At 69.1% G+C, this 19,726-nt stretch carries 15 protein-coding genes and 1 pseudogene; 13 read left to right on the forward strand and 3 right to left on the reverse strand.

Going from position 1 to position 19,726, the window contains the following annotated elements:
- The first annotated feature begins 16 nt into the window (after nt 1-16).
- Both HLH48_RS15240 and HLH48_RS15245 read left to right on the forward strand, forming a co-directional pair.
- On the forward strand, nt 17-1,507 hold the full coding sequence (locus HLH48_RS15240; RefSeq protein ID WP_182998345.1) for a Ppx/GppA family phosphatase: 1,491 nt from the start codon (nt 17-19) through the stop codon (nt 1,505-1,507).
- The gene (locus HLH48_RS15245; protein WP_182998346.1) at nt 1,504-2,319 is read left to right on the forward strand and encodes a CDP-diacylglycerol diphosphatase; all 816 of its coding nucleotides are present in this window, start codon (nt 1,504-1,506) and stop codon (nt 2,317-2,319) included. The genes HLH48_RS15240 and HLH48_RS15245 overlap by 4 nt, the downstream gene beginning before the upstream one ends.
- A gap of 42 nt (nt 2,320-2,361) precedes the next feature.
- Here the strand turns inward: HLH48_RS15245 and HLH48_RS15250 are convergent, their stop codons facing one another.
- The 3 genes from HLH48_RS15250 to HLH48_RS15260 all read right to left on the reverse strand — a co-directional run bounded on the left by HLH48_RS15250 (nt 2,362) and on the right by HLH48_RS15260 (nt 5,932).
- The gene (locus tag HLH48_RS15250; RefSeq protein WP_182998347.1) at nt 2,362-3,810 is read right to left on the reverse strand and encodes an NCS1 family nucleobase:cation symporter-1; all 1,449 of its coding nucleotides are present in this window, start codon (nt 3,808-3,810) and stop codon (nt 2,362-2,364) included.
- A gap of 14 nt (nt 3,811-3,824) precedes the next feature.
- The gene (locus tag HLH48_RS15255; protein WP_182998348.1) at nt 3,825-5,138 is read right to left on the reverse strand and encodes an aspartate aminotransferase family protein; all 1,314 of its coding nucleotides are present in this window, start codon (nt 5,136-5,138) and stop codon (nt 3,825-3,827) included.
- 125 nt (nt 5,139-5,263) lie between these two features.
- Nucleotides 5,264-5,932 carry a TetR/AcrR family transcriptional regulator gene (locus tag HLH48_RS15260; RefSeq protein WP_182998349.1) on the reverse strand — a complete coding sequence of 223 codons (669 nt, stop codon included), beginning with the start codon at nt 5,930-5,932 and terminating at the stop codon, nt 5,264-5,266.
- A gap of 121 nt (nt 5,933-6,053) precedes the next feature.
- Here HLH48_RS15260 and hydA point away from each other — a divergent pair, with 121 nt between their 5' ends.
- The 11 genes and pseudogenes from hydA to HLH48_RS15315 all read left to right on the forward strand — a co-directional run.
- Nucleotides 6,054-7,484, forward strand: a complete 1,431-nt coding sequence (hydA, locus tag HLH48_RS15265) for a dihydropyrimidinase (protein WP_182998350.1) — start codon at nt 6,054-6,056, stop codon at nt 7,482-7,484.
- 163 nt (nt 7,485-7,647) lie between these two features.
- Entirely contained in the window at nt 7,648-9,126 is a 1,479-nt protein-coding gene (xdhA, locus tag HLH48_RS15270; protein ID WP_182998351.1) for a xanthine dehydrogenase small subunit, read from the forward strand.
- A complete protein-coding gene (gene xdhB / locus HLH48_RS15275; RefSeq protein WP_182998352.1) occupies nt 9,119-11,461 on the forward strand; it encodes a xanthine dehydrogenase molybdopterin binding subunit in 2,343 nt (780 codons plus the stop codon). The genes xdhA and xdhB overlap by 8 nt, the downstream gene beginning before the upstream one ends.
- 14 nt (nt 11,462-11,475) lie before the next feature.
- The gene (gene xdhC, locus HLH48_RS15280; protein WP_182998353.1) at nt 11,476-12,297 is read left to right on the forward strand and encodes a xanthine dehydrogenase accessory protein XdhC; all 822 of its coding nucleotides are present in this window, start codon (nt 11,476-11,478) and stop codon (nt 12,295-12,297) included.
- Between the two features lie 22 nt (nt 12,298-12,319).
- A complete protein-coding gene (locus HLH48_RS15285) occupies nt 12,320-13,291 on the forward strand; it encodes a LysR family transcriptional regulator (RefSeq protein ID WP_182998354.1) in 972 nt (323 codons plus the stop codon).
- A 238-nt stretch (nt 13,292-13,529) separates the two neighbouring features.
- Nucleotides 13,530-14,996 (forward strand): SidA/IucD/PvdA family monooxygenase, encoded by a 1,467-nt coding sequence (locus HLH48_RS15290; protein WP_182998355.1) that lies wholly within the window; start codon nt 13,530-13,532, stop codon nt 14,994-14,996.
- Nucleotides 14,997-15,053: 57 nt separating this feature from the next.
- A complete protein-coding gene (locus HLH48_RS15295) occupies nt 15,054-15,254 on the forward strand; it encodes a DUF4089 domain-containing protein (protein ID WP_182998356.1) in 201 nt (66 codons plus the stop codon).
- Nucleotides 15,251-16,621 (forward strand): AtzE family amidohydrolase, encoded by a 1,371-nt coding sequence (locus HLH48_RS15300; protein WP_373320298.1) that lies wholly within the window; start codon nt 15,251-15,253, stop codon nt 16,619-16,621. The genes HLH48_RS15295 and HLH48_RS15300 overlap by 4 nt, the downstream gene beginning before the upstream one ends.
- A 3-nt stretch (nt 16,622-16,624) precedes the next feature.
- Nucleotides 16,625-18,217 (forward strand): gamma-glutamyltransferase family protein, encoded by a 1,593-nt coding sequence (locus tag HLH48_RS15305; RefSeq protein ID WP_182998357.1) that lies wholly within the window; start codon nt 16,625-16,627, stop codon nt 18,215-18,217.
- Complete coding sequence (locus HLH48_RS15310) at nt 18,211-19,503, forward strand: allantoate amidohydrolase (protein ID WP_182998358.1); 1,293 nt, start codon at nt 18,211-18,213, stop codon at nt 19,501-19,503. The genes HLH48_RS15305 and HLH48_RS15310 overlap by 7 nt, the downstream gene beginning before the upstream one ends.
- Nucleotides 19,504-19,540: 37 nt before the next feature.
- Nucleotides 19,541-19,726, forward strand: a pseudogene (locus HLH48_RS15315) (alanine--glyoxylate aminotransferase family protein); the annotation flags it as partial.

Here is a 19,726-nt window from a genome sequence, read left to right on the forward strand (position 1 = left end):
GTATGTGTCGGACCCTATGATCCAGCTTCCGCATCGCCGCTCGGCCGTCGTCGATCTGGGGTCGAACTCGGTCCGGCTGGTCGTTTTTGACGGCATTTCGCGGAATCCGATTCCGATTTTCAACGAGAAGGCGGTGCTGCGCCTGGGGCGGGGGTTGAACACCACCGGGCGGCTGAACGAGGAAGGCGTCAATCTGGCGATGCAGGTCATGGACCGGTTCCATGCCATCGCGCGGGGCATGGATGCCGATCCGTTCGAGATCCTGGCGACCGCGGCCGTGCGCGATGCCAGCAATGGCGCCGAGTTCGTCGCCGCGCTGCGGGCGCGCATGCCCGGCGTGCCGATTCGCATTCTGTCGGGCGAGGAGGAAGCCGATTATTCGGCGACCGGCGTGCTGTGCGGCTTGCCCGAGGCCGATGGGCTGGTCGCCGATATCGGTGGTGGATCGCTTGAGCTGATCCGCCTGTCGGCCGGGCGGAAGCTGGATGCCTGCACGCTGCGCCTGGGCGTGATCCGGCTGAACGATCGCGCCGAGGGCGACTTGCAGAAGGCGCGGGTGATCGCCGATTCCGATATCGGGCAGGTGGGCTGGCTGGACGATGTGGTGGGCCGGCCGCTCTACCTGGTGGGCGGCGCCTTTCGCGCGCTGGCGCGCTTGCAGATCGCCCGGACCAATTATCCGCTGAATATCGTGCATCTCTATACCCTGTCGGGCGAGGGGGCGCGCGACATGACCGAATGGGCCGCCAACACGCCGCGCCGCACGCTGGAACGCGTGCCCGGCGCGCCGCGCAAGCGTCTGGAGGATGTGCCCTTCGCCGCCATCGTGCTGCGCCGCCTGCTGCGCCGGCTGCAACCGTCCAGCGTGATCTTCTGCGTCGATGGCCTGCGCGAGGGCTGGTACATGCGCAGGGTCGCGGCGTCGGTCGCGGCGCTGGACCCGCAGGAGGCGGTGGCGCGGGAAATGTGCCGCAGGCTGGGGCGCAGCGAGACCCTGCCGGACCAGTTGATGAACTGGACGGCGCCGCTGTTTCCCGGCGAGAGCACGCCCCAGCGCCGGCTGCGCCGCGCCGCCTGCCTGCTGTCCGATATCGGATCGTACGATCATCCCGAATATCGGGCCGAGCAGACCTATCTGCGGGTCTTGCGCATGCAGGGCGTGGGCTTCGACCATCAGGCACGGGCCTTCGTCGCCCTGACGCTGGCTGTGCGGTACGAGGCCGAGCTGGGGCACGATTTCCTGCAACCGTCGCGCCTGCTGCTGACGGCCGAGGATTTCCAGCGCGCGTTGATCCTGGGGCTGGGCCTGCGGCTGGCCTACACGGTATGCGGCAGTACCGAGGAACTGCTGGATGGGACCTGGGTCAGGCTGTCGGCCGGGGATGTGACGCTGCATCTGGCGCGGGGACGCGGCGTGGTGCGCGGCGAAAGCGTGCGCCGCCGGCTGGACCGGCTGGCGGAGGCCTTCGCGCTGCCCGCGCGGATCGAGGAGGCCGGCACGGTATGAGGCCGGTTGTGCTGGCGTGTCTGGTGCCCGCCCTAGCGGTGGCTGGGGTGCTGCTGGCGGCCGCGCGGGCCAACGGACCGGCCAGGCACGATCACGATCCGGATGTGCTGTGGCGGATCGTCCATGAGCGATGCGTGCCGAACCAGCTTGGCGAGAATAGGCCCGCGCCCTGTGCCGTGGTCGATCCCGCCCGTGGCTATGCGGTATTGAAGGACCGTGATGGCGTCGCGCAATACCTGCTGATTCCGACCGACCGGGTGACGGGCATGGAAGACCCGTCGATCCTGCGGCCGGACGCACCGGATTATTTCGGCGCGGCGTGGCATCAGATCGACCGCGTGCAGGCGCGGCTGGGCCATACCCTGCCGCGCGAGACGATGGCGCTGGCGATCAATTCACGCCGTGGCCGGTCGCAGAACCAACTGCATATTCATGTCGATTGCCTGGCGCCGGACATTCGCGTGGCGCTGCACTGGGCGCGCCCGCGGATCGGCGCCGGCTGGACGCCGTTGATCCTGGCGGGGCACAGCTATCGCGCCACGCGGATCGACGGGCAGGATCTGGACGGCGTCTATCCATTCCGGCGGCTGGCGGCGTCGCTGGCCGATCCGGCGCGCGAGATGGCGGGGCATACGCTGGTGGTCGTGGGCACGATCTGGCCCGGCGGGCGCCCGGGCTTCATCCTGCTGGACGACATGGCCAAGCCGGTTTCGGGCGATCGCGCGTCGGGCGAGGAACTGGAGGATCATGCCTGCCGGATCGGGCATTTCGAACCAGGGCGCGCGATAAGGGATTCGGCATATGCGCCGTGATGCGGCGCATGCGGGGGCGCGGCCGATCGAACGCCGGCCGGATCAGGCTTCGGAGGGTGCTATGCCGTCGTTGGCGTGCGGAAGCGGCCGGCGTGGCGACAGCGCCAGATAGACACCGGCACCGGCGCCGACGCCGACGAACCAGGACAGCGCGCTCAATCCCGCCAGGGCCGGCAGGAACTGTCCGGCGGAGGCCAGCACGCCGCCCGCCGCGAAGGCGATCAGGGCGGGGGGATTCCAGCCGTCGTGCCCGTCATAGCGGCCGCCATGGCGATAGAGAGCCGGCACGTCCAGCACCTGGCGGCGCACCAGGTAGAAATCGGCCAGCATGATTCCGGTGACCGGCCCCAACAGGCCGCCGACCAGGTTGAGGACCTGATAGATGCTGGCGGCGTCGTCGAACCACAGCCACGGCATGAAGAACACGCCCAGCACCAGCACGAGGGACGAGGCGCGGTCGAAATTCAGCCGACGCGGCATGAGGTTGATCAGGTCGTAGGCGGCGGGCATAATATTGGCGGCGACATTGACCGACAATGTGGCCAGCACCAGCGTCGCCCCGCCCAGCACCGTGATGAGCGGGTGATCGAGCTTCAGCAGCAGTTCGACCGGGTTCCAGATCGGGTGGCCGAACAGGATCACGGTGGCCGAGGTGGTGAGGATGCCCATGGGGGTGAAGACCATGGCCGTGAGCGGCAGGCCGATCGCCTGACCGATCACCTGGTCGCGCTCGGACCGCACGAAGCGCGACAGGTCGGGGATATTGACGGCGAAGGTCGCCCACATGCCGATCATGCCGGTCACGCCCATCGCGAAGGCGGACCAGAAGGCGGCGCCATGCAGGCGCGACGGCTGGGCGAACAGCGGGCCGGGCCCATGCCCGACCCGCAGCGCCCAGAGGGTGGCCAGCAGCCCGACGGCAATGACCAGCGGGCCGGCGACCAGTTCGAAATTGCGGATGCGATGCACGCCATGGCCGGCGATCCAGCCATGGAGGGCCCAGATCAGCGCCATGGCCAGCCACATGTGCATCCGCATGCCCAGGAACGACACGTCCAGCGAGGTCCAGCCGCCGATGAGGGTCGAGAGGATGGCGTCGGCCGCCTGGGCGGCGGCATAGGATTGCACCGAAAACCAGAAGACCGCGCAGAAACCGCGCAGCAGCACCGGAACCTGGGCGCCGGACGGGCCGAAGGCCGAGCGGATCAGGACACAGAACGGAATGCCGTACCGCGTGCCGGCCCGGGCGTTGAACCACATCGCCAGGAACAGCACCGTATAGGCGACCGCCACGACGGCAAGGCATTCCCAGGCCGAAAACCCAAGTGCCATCAGGCCGGACGCGGCCTCGTACACCACGATATTGTGGACCATGCCCATCCATACCGTGGCCATGTTCAGCCATGACCAATCCCGCCGCGCGGGCGGGACCGGGGCAAGGTCGGCATTGTACAGGCCCGAATCGTATCCGGTGGGCGCGGTGTCCGCCATGCGTGTCGCGTCTCCTATTCGACCGCGCGGAGGATGTCGGCCAGTGTGCCGAACAGGTGGTCGATCTCGGATTTCCGGATGATCAGCGGCGGCGAGATGGCGATGACGTCGCCGGTGTAGCGGACCAGGAGGCCCTTGTGGAACGCGCGGTCGAAGATCTCGTAAGCCCGCGCGCCCGGGGCGGCGGGACGGGCGTCCAGCTCGATGCCGGCGACCAGGCCGACATTGCGGATGTCGATGACGTGGGGCAGGCCGCGCAGGGCATGGACGGCTTCTTCGAAATAGGGCGCGATGTCGCCCGCGCGCTCGAACAGGTTTTCCTCGGCGTAGGTATCGAGGGTTGCGAGCGCCGCGGCGCAGGCCACCGGGTGGCCGGAATAGGTGTAGCCGTGCGGCAGTTCGATCCCGGCCTCGGGCCCGTTCATGAAGGCTTCGTACACATGGTCGCGGGCGATGGCGGCGCCCATGGGAATGGTGCCGTTGGTGATCCCCTTGGCGCAGGTGAGGATATCGGGCAGCACGCCGAATTTCTCGGCCGCGAAGGGCGTGCCGCCCATGCGGCCGAAACCGGTGATGACCTCGTCGAAGATCAGCAGGATGCCGTATTTGTCGCAGATTTCGCGCAGGCGCTTCAGATAGCCGACGGGCGGCGGCAGCACGCCGGTCGACCCCGCCATCGGCTCGACCATCACGGCGGCGATGGTCGAGGGATCATGCAGGGCGACGATTCGCTCCAGATTGTCGGCCAGTTCCGCGCCATAGGCCGGCAGGCCCCTGGTGAAGGCGTTGCGGTCCAGGTCCAGCGTGTGCGGCAGGTGGTCGACCCCTGTCAGGAGGGACCCGTACAGCTTGCGGTTGCCGGAGATGCCACCGACCGAAATGCCGCCGAACCCCACGCCGTGATAGCCGCGTTCGCGCCCGATCAGGCGGGTGCGGGCGCCCTCGCCGCGCACGCGATGATAGGCGATGGCGATCTTCAGCGCCGTGTCGGCGGCCTCGGACCCCGAATTGCAGAAAAAGACGTGGTTCAGGTCGCCCGGCGCCAGGGCGGCGATGCGGTCGGCCGCCTGGAAGGCCAGGGGATGCCCCATCTGGAATGTCGGTGCGAAATCCAGCGTCGCGATCGCCTTCTGCACCGCCTGGGTGATGAGGGGGCGGTTATGGCCCGCGTTCACGCACCACAGGCCGGCGCAGCCATCCAGCACCTTCCGCCCGTCCTCGGACGTGTAATACATGCCATCGGCCGCGACCAGCATGCGCGGCGTCCGGCGGAACTGCCGGTTGGCCGTGAAGGGCATCCAGAACGCGTCGTGATTGGTAGGCGACATCGCGCAAGGCTCCTGAGATCGGACATGCGGAGCCGCCCGGCCGAAGGGAACCGTCACGGCATCGCAAGAATCACAGGATGGAGCAGGCGGCGGCGGCGGGCCAGATGATTTTTTCTTCCTGACGTTCAGGTCGTTTCTATCCCGTTCAATACCAGCCCGATGATGGTCGTCGCGGCGTCGTCGTAATCCTGCTTCGCGAGGACGGTCTTGCCCAGTACGCCGCAGACCTGCGCGCTCATGTCCGCGTAGGTCTGGGTCATCGCCCAGATGCAGAACATGAGGTGAGGGCCGTTGATCGGCCGCATCAGCCCGTTGCGCTGCCAGAGGGTGAAGACCTCTTCCAGGGTTCGGACGTGTCGGCGCAGCGCGGTATCGAAATAGCCCTGGATGTTCGGCGCGCCTTGCAGGACCTCGTGCGCGAAGATGCGCGAGGCGTCGGGCCGGTCGCGGGAGAAGGCGATCTTCGCGCGGACATAGCCCTCCAGCGCCGCGCGGGGGGATGCGTCGGCGTTGATCCATACCGTCGCGTCCGCCAGCCAGTCGTCGAGGATGTTTTCCAGCACCGCCCGGTACAGGTCTTCCTTGGTGCCGAAATAATAATGAATATTGGCCTTCGGCAGGCCGGCGGCGGCGGCGATGGCGGACATGCTGGCACCCTTGTAGCCGTCGCGGCCGAACTCCCGTTCGGCCGCGCGCAGGATCTGCCCGGTGCTGGCGCGGCGCGGCGCACCGGCCGGTCGGTCCTGCACGGTGGCCAGGGTCAGGGACGGGGTGAGGGCGCTGGAGCGGGTCATGCCGCGAGGGTTTCGGTTTTGCGCGCGCCGCGCAAGCTGGAAAACGCTGCCGGCGGGATGACGGCCGCCTGCCGCGCGGGCATGCTGCCAGGAACCTGTATCGTGGAAGGGGAGGGGACGGATGCTGCTCGTGCGCGGGGGAACGGTGGTCACGGCGGACTGCACGATGCGGGCCGACGTGCTGTGTGACGAGTCGGGGCGGATTGCCGCCGTCGGGCCCGGGCTGGAGGCGCCGGCGGGATGCGCGACCGTGGATGCGGGCGGATTGCTGGTCATGCCCGGCGGCATCGACCCGCACACCCATATGGAAATGCCCTTCATGGGCTCGGTCGCCAGCGACGATTTCCGGACCGGGACCGAGGCGGGGGTGGCCGGCGGGACGACCACCATCATCGATTTCGTGATTCCCGAGCGTGGCGGGTCATTGCTGGGCGCCTGGAAGGACTGGCGGGCGAAGGCGGAAAAATCGGTGGCCGACTATTCCTTCCATGTCGCCGTCACCCATTGGGACGAGCAGGTCCATGCCGACATGGGCACGCTGACACGGGAATGCGGTGTCAATTCCTTCAAGCATTTCATGGCCTACAAGGGCGCGCTGATGGTCGATGACGGCGTGCTGCTGCGCTCGATCGGGCGGGCTCTGGAACTGGGCGCCCTGTGCAACGTGCATGCCGAGAACGGCGATGCCGTCGCCTTTCTCCAGCAGGACCTGCTGCGGCGCGGGCTGACCGGCCCGGCGTCGCATCCGCTGTCGCGGCCGCCGGCGGTCGAGGGCGAGGCCGCGCAGCGCGTCATCGCCATCGCCGGGCTGCTGGGGGCGCCGGTCTATATCGTCCATGTCTCGACCGAGGAGGCAACCGCCGCCATCGCCGCCGCCCGGGCGCGCGGGCAGCGCGTGTATGGCGAGGTGCTGGCCCAGCATCTGGTGATCGACGACAGCGTCTATGCCGACCCGGACTGGCTGGGTGCCGCGCGCCATGTCATGAGCCCGCCTTTTCGGCCGAAACATCACCAGAAGGCCCTGTGGGCGGGCCTGGCATCGGGGCAGTTGCAGACGACCGCGACCGATCATTGCTGTTTCTGCGCGGGGCAGAAGGCGCAGGGACGGGACGATTTCACGCGGATCCCGAACGGCACGCCGGGAATCGAGGACCGGATGAGCGTGCTGTGGCACCATGGCGTGCGGACCGGGCGGCTGACGCCGCAGGAATTCGTCGCCGTGACCTCGGCCAATACCGCGAAGATCTTCAACATCCATCCGCGCAAGGGCGCGATCGTTCCCGGCGCCGATGCCGACCTTGTCCTGTGGGATGCCGAGGCCAGCCGCATCGTCTCGGCCGCGACCCATCACCAGAACGTGGATTACAATCTCTATGAGGGGATGAGCCTGACCGGGTTGGCGCGCCATACGATCAGCGGCGGACGGGTGGTGTGGTCCGACGGCGACCTGCGGACCGTGCGCGGCGCCGGGCGGTATGTCGAGCGACCGTGCTTCGGTCCGGATATTACGGCCCAGGCGCGGCGCAACCAGGCGCTTCTGCCGGATGGGTGAGCGTTTCTTCCGGCTGGCTTTTGGGCCATAACGTAAACGGATTGGGGCCGGGTCTCCTCGGGGGAGGTGATGCGGCCCGCGTTCCGGTTGTCTGTCCTGTGGGGGGTGGGCAGCCAGGACATCGGCCCCTCGGGGTGTGTCTCTTGCTCGACGGAACAGAACGATGCGCGACCATATCCGCTTCTATCTGGGCGATACGCTGTGTGAACTGGCGGCCGTTCCACCCACCCTGACCGTGCTGGACTGGTTGCGGGAGCGGCAGGGGCGGACCGGGACCAAGGAAGGCTGCAACGAGGGCGATTGCGGCGCCTGCACGGTGCTGGTCGCCCGGCTGGAGGGGGCGTCGCTGGTGTGGCGGGCGGTGAATGCCTGCATCCAGTTCGTCGCGATGCTGGATGGTGCCCAGCTATTCACGGTCGAGGACCTGCGCGCGCCGGACGGCACGCTGCACCCGGTGCAGCAGGCGATGGTGGATCTGCACGGGTCGCAATGCGGCTTCTGCACCCCGGGGTTCGTGATGTCGATGGTCGCCTTTCGCAAGACGCCGGGCGCGGTGGCCGAGGACGGGGCGATCGACGACGCGCTGGCGGGCAACCTGTGCCGTTGCACGGGCTATGCGCCGATCGTGCGGGCGATGAAGCAGGCCATGGCCGCCGGTCCCGACCGGTTCGACGAGCGGGCGGCCGCGATCGCGGACCGCCTGGCGGCACTGCGCGACGGGCGGACGGTCCGCATGGACGGGCCCGAGGGGCGCCTGACGATTCCCGTGGATTCCGATGCCCTGGCCGCGACCCTGGCCGAGGACCCGGAGGCCAGGATCGTCGCGGGCGCCACCGATGTCGGGCTGTGGGTCACCAAGGGGCTGCGCGTGCTGCCGCATGTCGTCTTCATCGGGCGGGTCGCCGATCTGCGTGGGCTGGAGCGCACGGCGGAAGGGCTGCGGATCGGTGCCGCCGTGACCTATGCCGAGGCGCGGGCCGCGCTGGCGGATATGCTGCCCGATGCCGGCGAGGTGGTGCGGCGGCTGGGATCGACGCAGGTGCGCAATGCCGGCACCGTGTGCGGCAACATCGCCAATGGCTCGCCGATCGGCGACGGGCCGCCGGTGCTGATCGCCGCCGGGGCGATGCTGCATCTGCGGCGGGGCGACGCGCGCCGCACCATGAGGCTGGAGGCGTATTTTCTGGCTTATGGGCGGCAGGACCGCCAGGCGGGGGAGTTCGTCGAGGCCGTGACCGTGCCGGCGCCGCCGGATGGGACGCTGTTCCGTGCCTACAAGATTTCCAAGCGGTTCGACCAGGATATCTCTGCCCTGCTGGGCGCCTTTGCCCTGACGCTGGACGCGGCGGGGCGGATCCACGATGCCCGAATCGCCTTTGGCGGCATGGCGGCGATTCCCTGCCGGGCGCGCGCGACCGAGGAGGCGCTGCGCGGACATGTGTGGAACGAGGCGACATTGCAGGCCGCGCGGGCCGCCATCGCGACCGATTTCGCGCCGATTTCGGACATGCGGGCAAGCGACTGGTATCGCCGGACGGTGGCGGCGAACCTGCTGACGCGCCTGTTCGCGGAAACCGCGCCGGCTGGCGCCCGCCCCGAAACCCGGCTGGCCGGACGTGGCCGGGAGGCCGCCCATGTCTGACCGTGTGATCGGTGGAGCGTCGCAGAGCCTGCGGCATGAAAGTGCCGCGATGCATGTCTCGGGGGCCGCTACCTATATCGACGACATGCCGGAGCCCAAGGGATTGCTGCATGTGGTGCCGGGGCTGAGTACCCGCGCCCATGCCCGGATCGTGTCCATCGACCTGGATGATGTCCGGGCCGCGCCGGGGGTGGTGCGGGTGCTGACGGCGGCGGATATCCCCGGTTGCAACGAGATCAGCCCCGTGGGGAAGGACGACGAGCCGCTGCTGGCGTCCGGCACCGTGTCCTTTCATGGCCAGCCCATCTTCGCCGTGGTGGCCGAGACGCGCGGGCAGGGGCGCCGGGCCGCGCGCCTGGCGCGCATCGTCTACGAGGACCTGCCGGCCGTGCTGGATATCGAGCAGGCCCGCGCCGCCGGCGGCGCGCTGGTCTGGCGTGCGCTGACCATGCGGCGGGGCGAGGTGGAGCGGGGGCTGGCGGAGTCGCCGCGCCGCCTGTCGGGCCGCATCGTGATGGGCGGGCAGGAGCATTTCTATCTGGAAGGCCAGGCGGCGCTGGCGCAGCCGGGCGAGGAGGGCGAGATGCGGGTCTGGTCCTCGACCCAGCATCCGACCGAGACGCAGCACATGGTGGCGCATGTGCTGGGCCGGCCGAGCCATCTGGTGACGGCCGAGGTCCGGCGTATGGGCGGCGGGTTCGGCGGCAAGGAGACCCAGGCGAACGGGCCGGCCTGCCTGGCGGCGCTGGCGGCCGAACTGACCGGGCGCGCGGCGAAGATGCGGCTGGACCGCGACGACGACATGATGATGACGGGCAAGCGTCACGATTTCGCGGTCGACTACACGGTGGGATTCGAGGATGACGGCCGCATCCGCGCGGTGGATATGGTGCTGGCGGCGCGGTGCGGCTGGTCGGCCGACCTGTCGGGCCCGGTGACCGACCGCGCGCTGTTCCATGCCGACAATGCCTATTACTACCCCGATGTGCGGCTGCGGTCCGAGCCGCTGAAGACCAATACCCAGTCCAATACCGCCTATCGCGGCTTCGGCGGGCCGCAGGGCATCGTGGCGGCCGAGCGGATGATCGAGGAGATTGCCTTCGCCACCGGGCTGGACCCGCTGGATGTGCGGCTGAGCAATGTCTACGGCACCGGCACGCGCGACCTGACGCCGTACCACATGACGGTCGAGGATTCGATCGCCGCCGAGATCATGGAGGAACTGGCCGGAAGCTGTGGCTACCGCGCGCGTCGCGCCGCGATTCGCGCCGCCAATGCCGACAGCCCGCATATCAGGCGCGGCATCGCGCTGACGCCGGTGAAATTCGGCATTTCCTTCACCGCCACCCATTACAACCAGGCGGGCGCGCTGGTGCATGTCTATACCGATGGGTCGGTGCAGGTGAACCATGGCGGCACCGAGATGGGGCAGGGGCTGCACACCAAGATGGTGCAGATCGCGATGCGGGAATTCGGCCTGCCGGCCGACCGGGTGCGCATTACCGCCACCACCACCGGCAAGGTGCCCAATACCTCGGCCACCGCGGCGTCCAGCGGAGCCGACCTGAACGGCATGGCGGTGCTGGACGCGGTGTGCCGGATCAAGGAACGGCTGGTTGCCTTTGCCGCCGCGCATTGGGGTGTCGCCGAGTCCGGGATTCATTTCCGCGCCGACGGGGTGCATGTCGGCGCGACCGTCATGCCGTTCGAATCGTTGACGCGCGCCGCCTATCTGGCGCGGGTGTCGATGTCCTCCAGCGGGTTCTACAAGACGCCGAAGATCTCGTGGAATCCGGAGACCGGGCGGGGGCGGCCGTTCTTCTATTTTGCCTATGGCGCCGCGTGCGCCGAGGTGGCCATCGACCTGCTGACCGGGGAGTCGCGGATCGAACGTGTCGATATCCTGCATGATGCCGGCCAATCGCTGAATCCGGCGATCGATATCGGCCAGGTGGAGGGGGCCTTCGTGCAGGGGGCAGGCTGGCTGACCACCGAGGAACTGGTATGGGACGAGGCAGGCCGGCTGCGTACCCATGCCCCCAGCACCTACAAGATCCCGGCCTGTTCCGACCGGCCGGGCGTCTTCAACGTTGCTCTGCTGGAGCGGGCGCCCAACCGCGAGGAGACGATCTTTCGCTCCAAGGCGGTCGGTGAGCCGCCCTTCGTGCATGGGGTGGCGGTGCTCCACGCGATTTCCGACGCGCTGGCCAGCCTGGACGGATATCGGTCCTGCCCCGGCCTGGACGCGCCGGCGACGCCCGAGGCGATCCTGCGCGTTGCCGAACGGATGCGTGCCCGTGCCGCTGCGCGGATGGACGTGGAGACCGTGGGCTGACGGCCAACCGGGCCATGGACGACATCATCGTCACGCTGATGGCGTGGCGGCGGGCGGGCTGGCCTGTCGCGCGCGTCACGATCAGCGCGGCCGTGGGCTCCACGCCGCGCGAGGCCGGGTCCTTCATGCTGGTGACGGCGGAGCGGCTGGTGGGTACGATCGGCGGCGGGCGGCTGGAATGGGAGTGCGCGGCCCGGGCACGCAGCCTGCTGGCCGGCGCCGGGGATGCCGAGGAGCTGGAAATTCCGCTGGGTCCGGAACTGGGCCAGTGCTGCGGCGGCAGGGTGCGGGTGCGGATCGAGCGCGCGGACGATCCGATGCTGGATGCGATCGTGCGGGACGCCGACGCCGCGCGGGCGGGACAGCCGCATCTGCTGCTGTTCGGGGCCGGCCATGTCGGGCGCGCGCTGGCCCGCGCGCTGGCGCCGCTGCCGCTGCGCCTGTCCTGGATCGATCCGCGCGCCGAGGAATTCGGGCCGGTGCCCGAGGGGGTCGCGGCCTGGATGACCGAGGATTGGGAGGGGGCGCTCGCCACGGCACCGCCCGGGTCCGGCATTCTGGTCCTGACCCCCAGCCATCGGCTGGACGCGCTGATTGTCAGCGCGGCGTTGGAACGGGGCGATTTCCGTTATATCGGGCTTATTGGATCGAAGACGAAACGACGGAGCTTCGAGGCCGGGTTTCGTGCCGTGGGTCTGGAAGCCGGGCGGATCGCGACGCTGGTCTGTCCGATCGGGGATCGCGGTATCCGCGACAAGCGGCCGGAAATCATCGCGGCGCTGGTCGCGGCGGAAATCGTCGAACGCCTGCTGCATGGCGATGCTGCGTCGTCGTGACGGCAGGCAGGGGGAGCTGGACATGAAGGGACCGGTCCGCAGAGAGCACATGATGCGGTTGCATGCGCGCTGCATCCTGTATTTCAACGCGGTGCGCGACCATGGGTCGATCCGTGAGGCGGCGCGGCGGTTGAATGTCACGCCCTCTGCCCTGACGCGCCAGATCGCCCAGATGGAGGACGAGATCGGCGCTCCGCTGTTCGATCGGTTGCCAGGCGGGATGGTGCTGACCGCCGTGGGGGAGATCGTCGCCCGCCATATCGTCACCGTCATGCAGGATGCCGTGCGTACCGACGAGCAGATCGCGGCGCTGGCGGGAATGCGGGGCGGCCGTATCAGCCTGATGACGGTCGAAGGTATCGCCGGGGACCTGATGGCCCGGCTGCTGACGCGGATGACCCGGATCTGGCCCGGGATCGACTTGCAGGCGGAAACGGGATCGCCCGCGCGGATCGTGGCGGCGCTGAGCGGCGGTACGACCGACCTGGGCATCGCCTTCTCGCTGAACCCGCCGGGAGATCTGCGCCGGGTGGCGGTGGCGCGCTTTCCCGTGGGCGTGGTCATGCCGGCAGGCCATCCGCTGGCCGGCCGGCACAGCGTGCGAATCGAGGAGTGCCTGGAGTATCGGTTGATCCTGCCGAGCGAATCGCTGTCGCTTCATCAGGTGATGGACCCCATGCTGCAACCGTGGCGCGACCGGTTGGACGTGGTGCTGGAGACCGGTTCGATCGAGTTGACCAACCGCATGGTGGCGGCGGGCGTGGGGCTGGCCTTCCAGTCCCGCCTGGCGCTGGAATTCGATATCAGCCGGGGCGCGCTGGCCCATGTGCCGCTGGACGACCCTCGGGCCGTGACGGATCTGGGCGTGTACGTCCGCGAGGCGCGGTGGTTGCCCCCGGCGCTGGAGCGGCTGATCGTCGAGGTGCGCGAGGCCCTGCGCGAGCAGGAGGAAGCGGCTTATATTCGGCGGCAAGAGGACCTGTTGACGGGATAGATATGTTTTAAAAACAGTTATTTATAGTTAATTATTGAATTTATATCGTAGAATTTGTCGTTGCCGGGCAGGCAACGGGATGGTCAAGTTATTCTACTGGACGAAACGCCCCGTCATCCGGTTAGTTTCGGTGCCGTGATGGTGTGGGTTGGGGAACCCGGGTCCGTGTCGGGGGACACGGACCCATGCCGTCCGGCCCCTGGACCGAACGGGCCAGGGAAGTGCGCAGGAGGGGCGGATGGCTGTCGATACCGAGAATCGTCCAACCGGAGAAACGTCGGAAGACCGCTTCGCGTCGCTCGACGCCCAGGTCCGGCGGGACCTGGCCGTGATCGACTATCCGCGCCACGACTGGACGCCGCGGATGACGCGCGATGGCGAGCCGGTGCTGGATGTCGCCATTATCGGCGCTGGCCAGGGGGGACTGGCCAGCGCGTTCGCGCTGAAACGCGGCAATATCACCAATGTCCGGATCTTCGACCGTGCGTCGCGCGGGGGCGAGGGGCCGTGGATCACCTTTGCCCGCATGATCACCCTGCGGACGCCGAAATATGTCACCGGCCCGGACTTGGGGATTCCCAACCTGACGCCGCGCGCCTGGTACGAGGCCCGCCATGGCGCCGGTGCCTGGGACGCGCTGGACAAGATCCCCCGTGGCGACTGGCAGGCTTATCTGGACTGGTACCGCGCGATCCTTGCCCTGCCGGTCGAGAATGACCGGTCTTTCGAGCATGTGGAGTGGGAGGACGGGTTGCTGCGCCTGACCTTCCGCGATGCCGAGGGGCGGGAATATCGCCATCTGGCGCGCAAGCTGGTCCTGGCCACCGGGATCGATGGGGGCGGCCGGTGGCATGTGCCCGATTTCATTCGGCGGGGCCTGCCGCGCGAGCGCTATGCGCATACGTCGGAGCCGATCGATTTCGCCGCCCTGCGCGGCAGGCGGATCGGCGTGCTGGGGGCCGGTGCATCGGCCTTCGACAACGCCGCGACGGCGCTGGAGGCGGGAGCGGCCTCGGTTTCGCTATGCCTGCGCCGCCGGGCGATCCCGTCGGTCAATCCGTATCGCTGGATGGAGAATGCCGGGTTCCTGGCCCATTTCCCGGCGCTGTCCGATACGCTGCGCTGGCGGTTCATGCGCCATATCTACGAACTGAACCAGCCGCCGCCGCAGGATACTTTCTGGCGCTGCCGCCGGCATCCGACCTTCCGCACCCATACCGGCTGCGGGTGGACGGGCGCGCGGATGGAGGGCGACGACATCGCGATCGCGACGCCGGATGGCGAAATGCGGTTCGATTTCGTGATCATCGGCACCGGCTTCGCCGTGGATCTGGCGCTGCGGCCGGAAACCGCGTCCTTCGCCGGGTCGGTGGCGCTGTGGCGCGATCGCTTCACCCCGCCCGAAGGCGAGGGCAGCGGGGTGCTGGCGGCGCATCCCTATCTGGGCAATTCCTACCAGTTCCTGCCGCGCGACGCGGCCGACCCGCTGGCGCCGATGCTGGCCAACATCCATAATTTCACCTTCAGCGCGACCCCCAGCATGGGCCTGTCGGGGGCGTCGATCAGCGGCATGCGCTTCGGCGTGGAGCGATTGGCACGGGGGCTGGGGCGTGACCTGTTCATGACCGACGGAGCCTGGCATCTCGACCAGTTGCTGAATTATGTCACGCCGGAACTGGTCAGCCTCGACCGTCCGGATGCATGATCCCTCGTGACCCTGCCGGCGCGACGGCATGGCGGGCCAAAGGGAGGAAACAAGCCCATGAGCGAACATGACGAGGAAAGCGGCGCGCGGGACGAGGCGGTCGTCATCGCGACGGCGCGTGATGTCGGCCTGACCATCGACGCATCCTGCCTGCCGGGTGTGGTGGCCAACCGGGTATTGCTGCGGCGCTATGCCGCGCTGGTGCATGGCTTCGCCCTGCCGGATACGTGCGAACCGGCGTTCGAATACCGCCCATGACCGTGCCCGACATGATCGATTCGTCCGACGCGCTGGCCATCGCCGCCGAGATCCGCCAGGGGCGGCGCAGTGCCGTGGCCGTGATGACGGCCACGATCGCCGCGATCGAGGTCCGTGACCGGCCGTTCAACAGCGTGACGCGCATCTTCGGCCCCCGCGCGGTGGCCGAGGCCGAGCGGATCGACCGCCGCATTGCCGCGGGCGACGATCCCGGCCCGCTGGCCGGCGTGCCGTTCGGCGTGAAGGATCTGTTCGACGTGGCCGGCGAGGTCACGACCGCCGGTTCGGTGGTGTTGCGGGAATCGCCGCCGGCGACGCATGACGCCGCCATCGTCGCGCGCCTGCGCGCGGCCGGCGCGATTCCGGTCGCCAGCCTGAACATGGACGAATTCGCCTATGGGTTCGCCACCGACAATGCCCATTACGGCATTACCCGCAATCCGCACGATCCGGCGCGGCTGGCCGGCGGATCGTCGGGTGGCTCGGCCGCCGCCGTGGCGGCGGGGCTGCTGCCGCTGACCCTGGGATCGGACACCAATGGCTCGATCCGCGTGCCGGCGTCGTTGTGCGGCGTGTGGGGGCTGAAGCCCACCTTTGGCGGCGTGCCGCGCGAGGGCGCCTACCCCTTCGTCGCCAGCCTGGATGTGGTGGGGCCGTTCGCCGGCACGCTGGACGGGTTGCGCGTGGCCTATGAAATCCTGGCCGGGGAGCCGATGCCCGCATTGCCGGCCGCGGCGGACCTGCGGGTGGCGCGGCTGGGCGGCTGGTTCGGCGCGAACATGTCGGAACCGCTGGCGCGGGCCATCGATGCCGTGGCCGCCCATCTGGGCGGCCTGGAGACGGTGGAACTGCCCGAGGTTGCGCGTGCCCGTGCTGCCTCGTTCCTGATCTCGGCGGCGGAGGGGGGCACGCTGCATCTGCCCCGCCTGCGCCGGCAGGCGTTGCGATACGATCCCGCGACGCGCGACCGGCTGATCGCCGGGGCGCTGCTGCCGTCGGGAACGCTGGTCCAGGCGCATCGCTTTCGCGCGTGGTTTCGCGAGCAGGTCCATGCGCTGTTCCGGTCGGTGGATGTGCTGATCGCGCCGGCGACGGTGGGCGAGGCGCCGCTGATCGACCAGCCGACGATCGTCGTGGATGGGCAGGTCGTCTCGGCCCGGGCCAATCTGGGCCTTTATACGCAGCCGCTCAGCCTGGCGGGCGTGCCGGTGCTCAGCGCGCCGTTGCTGGGTACCGGCGGATTGCCGCTGGGCCTGCAATTGATCGCGGCCCCGGGGCGCGAGGCCGCGCTGTTTGCCCTTGCCGGCGCGCTGGCGGGGGCGGGTCTGGCCGGCCGGGTGCCTGCGCCCGTTGCCAAGGAACGTTAAGCCATGCTGAACACTCCGCGTTCCCTGCGTGGGATGGTGACATCCCCCCATCATCTGGCCAGCCAGGCCGGGCTGGAGGTGCTGCGCGACGGCGGCACGGCGATCGAGGCGGTCGTGGCGACGGCGGCGACACTGGCCGTCGTCTACCCGCACATGACCGGCATCGGCGGCGACGCCTTCTGGCTGGTGATGATGCCCGACGGCAGGACCGAGACGATCGATGCCTGCGGGGCGGCGGCCCGGCGCGCCGACCTGGATTTCTATCGCGCCGCCGGGTGCGATGCCATTCCATGGCGCGGGCCGCTGGCGGCCAATACCGTTGCCGGCACGGTGTCCGGCTGGGACCTCGCCCTGAACTGGAGCCACGCGATGCAGCCGGGGCTGGGCCTGCACCGGTTGCTGCGCGACGCGATCTATTACGCCGAGCAGGGCGTGCCGGTGACCGAGGGTGGCGCCGCCCTGACGGCCGCCAAGATGGACGAACTGGTGGCCATCCCCGGCTTTCGCCAGGTGTTCCTGCCCGGCGGCAGGGCGCCGCGCGCCGGCGACATCCTGCATAACCAGGCGCTGGCGCATACGTTGCGCCGGCTGGCGGGGGATGGGCTGGACACCTTTTATCGCGGCGCGCTGGCGCGCGAGATGGCCGAGGATCTGCGCCAGTTGGGCAGCCCGCTGGACCTGGCCGACCTGGCCGGCCACCATGCCCTGGCGCGGCCGCCGCTGCATGTCGATATCGACGGTGCGCGGCTGTTCAACATGGCGCCGCCCACCCAAGGGGTGGCGTCTCTGCTGATCCTGGCGCTGTTCGACCGGCTGCGGGCCGAGAATGTCGACGGATTCGATTATTTCCACGGGCTGGTCGAAGCCACCAAACAGGCCTTTCGCTATCGCGATGCCCATGTCGGCGACCCGTCCTTCATGTCCGTCGCGGCGCAGGAGATCCTGGACGACGCGCTGGCGCTTGACCGCATGGCGCTGGACATCGACCCCGAGGTCGCGGCGCCGTGGCCGCATCCGTCGCAGGCCGGCGATACGGTATGGATGGGCGCGGTCGATGCCGACGGGGTTGCGGTCAGCATGATCCAGAGCGTGTATTTCGAATATGGATCGGGCGTGGTCCTGCCGCGCAGCGGCATCGTGTGGCAGAATCGGGGCGCCAGTTTCCGTCTGGCCGATGACGGCTGGAACGCACTGCGTCCGGGCCGCAAGCCGTTCCATACGCTCAATCCGGCCGGCGCGCGGTTCGCCGACGGGCGCACCATGGTCTATGGCACCATGGGCGGCGAGGGACAGCCCCAGACCCAGGCGGCCGTCTTCACGCGCTATGCCCGCTATGGCGTGCCGTTGCAGCAGGCGGTGACGGCACCACGCTGGCTGCTGGGCCGGACCTGGGGCGAGCACAGCACCAGCCTGAAATACGAGGACCGGTTCGCGCCCGAGGTGATCGCCCGGATGGCGGCGGCCGGCCATGTGCTGGAACCCATGCCCGCCTTTACCTCCACGATGGGGCATGCCGGGGCGCTGGTGCTGCATCCGTCGGGCCTGATCGAAGGGGCGACCGATCCGCGCAGCGACGGCATAGTGGCGGCATGGTGAAGCCTCCGACGCGCGAGGCGGCATCGGGCCTGCGCGCGGTCGCACGGTGCGACGAACTGGGGGCGGTGCCTTATTCGGATTCCGACGAGCATCTGTTTCGCCCCTATCTGGGGGCGGGGCACGCGGCAGCGCTGGACCGGATCGCCGCGTGGATGACCGAGGCGGGGATGGCGGCGCGGATCGATGCCGCCGGCAACATCGTCGGCCGCTATGAAGGACGGCATCCCGACGCGCCGGCGCTGCTGATCGGGTCGCATGTCGACAGCGTGCGGGATGGCGGGCGCTATGACGGCATGCTGGGCGTGATCCTGGGCATCGAAACGGTGGCGTGGTTCGCCGAGCGCGGCCATCGCTTCGGCTTCGCGATCGAGGTCATCGGGTTTGGGGATGAGGAGGGATCGCGCTTTCCGGTCTCGATGCTGACCAGCCGCGCCGTGGCCGGGGTGTTGGGCGACCAGGATCTGGCGCTGGCCGACGCGGCGGGTGTCGGGCTGGCCGAGGCGCTGGAGGGGTTCGGGCTGGACCTTGCGGGTTTTGCGGGCGCCGCGCGGCAGCGGGGTGACGTGCTGGCCTATGTCGAGGCCCATATCGAGCAGGGGCCCGTGCTGGAGGCCGAAGGCCATGCGCTGGGCGTCGTCAGCGGCATTGCCGCCCAATATCGTTTCCGCGCCGTGGTGACGGGCACGGCGGGCCATGCCGGTACCATGGCGATGCGTCTGCGCCACGATGCCCTGGCCGCCGCTGCCGAAATGGTGCTGGCGGTGGAGCGGATCGGCGGTGCCGGGCCGGAGGACCTGGTGGCCACCGTCGGCCGGATGGAGGTCGGGCCGGGGGTGCCGAACGTGGTGCCTGGGGCGGTGACCTTCAGCATCGACGTTCGCGCGGGCCGTGGCGCGGTGCGTGATCGCGCGGCGGACGAGATCCGCCAGGCTCTGGCGGAGATCGCGGCCCGGCGGGCCGTGACGCTGGACCTGACGGTACAGCAGGACCTGCCGGCGACGCCGTGCGACGCGGGGTTGAGCGATCTGATGGCCGAGGCCGTGCGGGAGGTCACCGGCGCGGCGCCGCGCATATTGGTCAGCGGGGCAGGGCATGACGCAATGGTGATGGCGCATCTGGCACCGGTCGCGATGCTGTTCCTGCGCTGTCGGGGAGGGATCAGCCACAACCCGGCCGAGGCGGTGATGGACGAGGATGTGCAGGCGGCGCTGGAGGCGATGACGGCGTTTGTCGCCCGCCTGGACCGGGCCAGCTTCGGCGCGCCGCCGAAGGAAAAGGAGGAATAAGGTGTTCGGAGAGATCGACCCGCCGCAGCGGCTGCTGATGGGTCCTGGCCCGGTGAACGTGCATCCGCGGGTGCTGCGTGCGATGTCGGCGGACATGCTGGGGCAGTTCGACCCGGAGATGACGGGATACATGAACGAGACGATGGCGCTGTATCGCCTTGTGTTCATGACGGAGAACCGGTGGACGTTCCTGGTGGACGGCACGGCGCGGGCCGGGATCGAG

The organism is Gluconacetobacter sacchari, from assembly GCF_014174255.1.
Lineage (GTDB): Bacteria > Pseudomonadota > Alphaproteobacteria > Acetobacterales > Acetobacteraceae > Gluconacetobacter > Gluconacetobacter sacchari.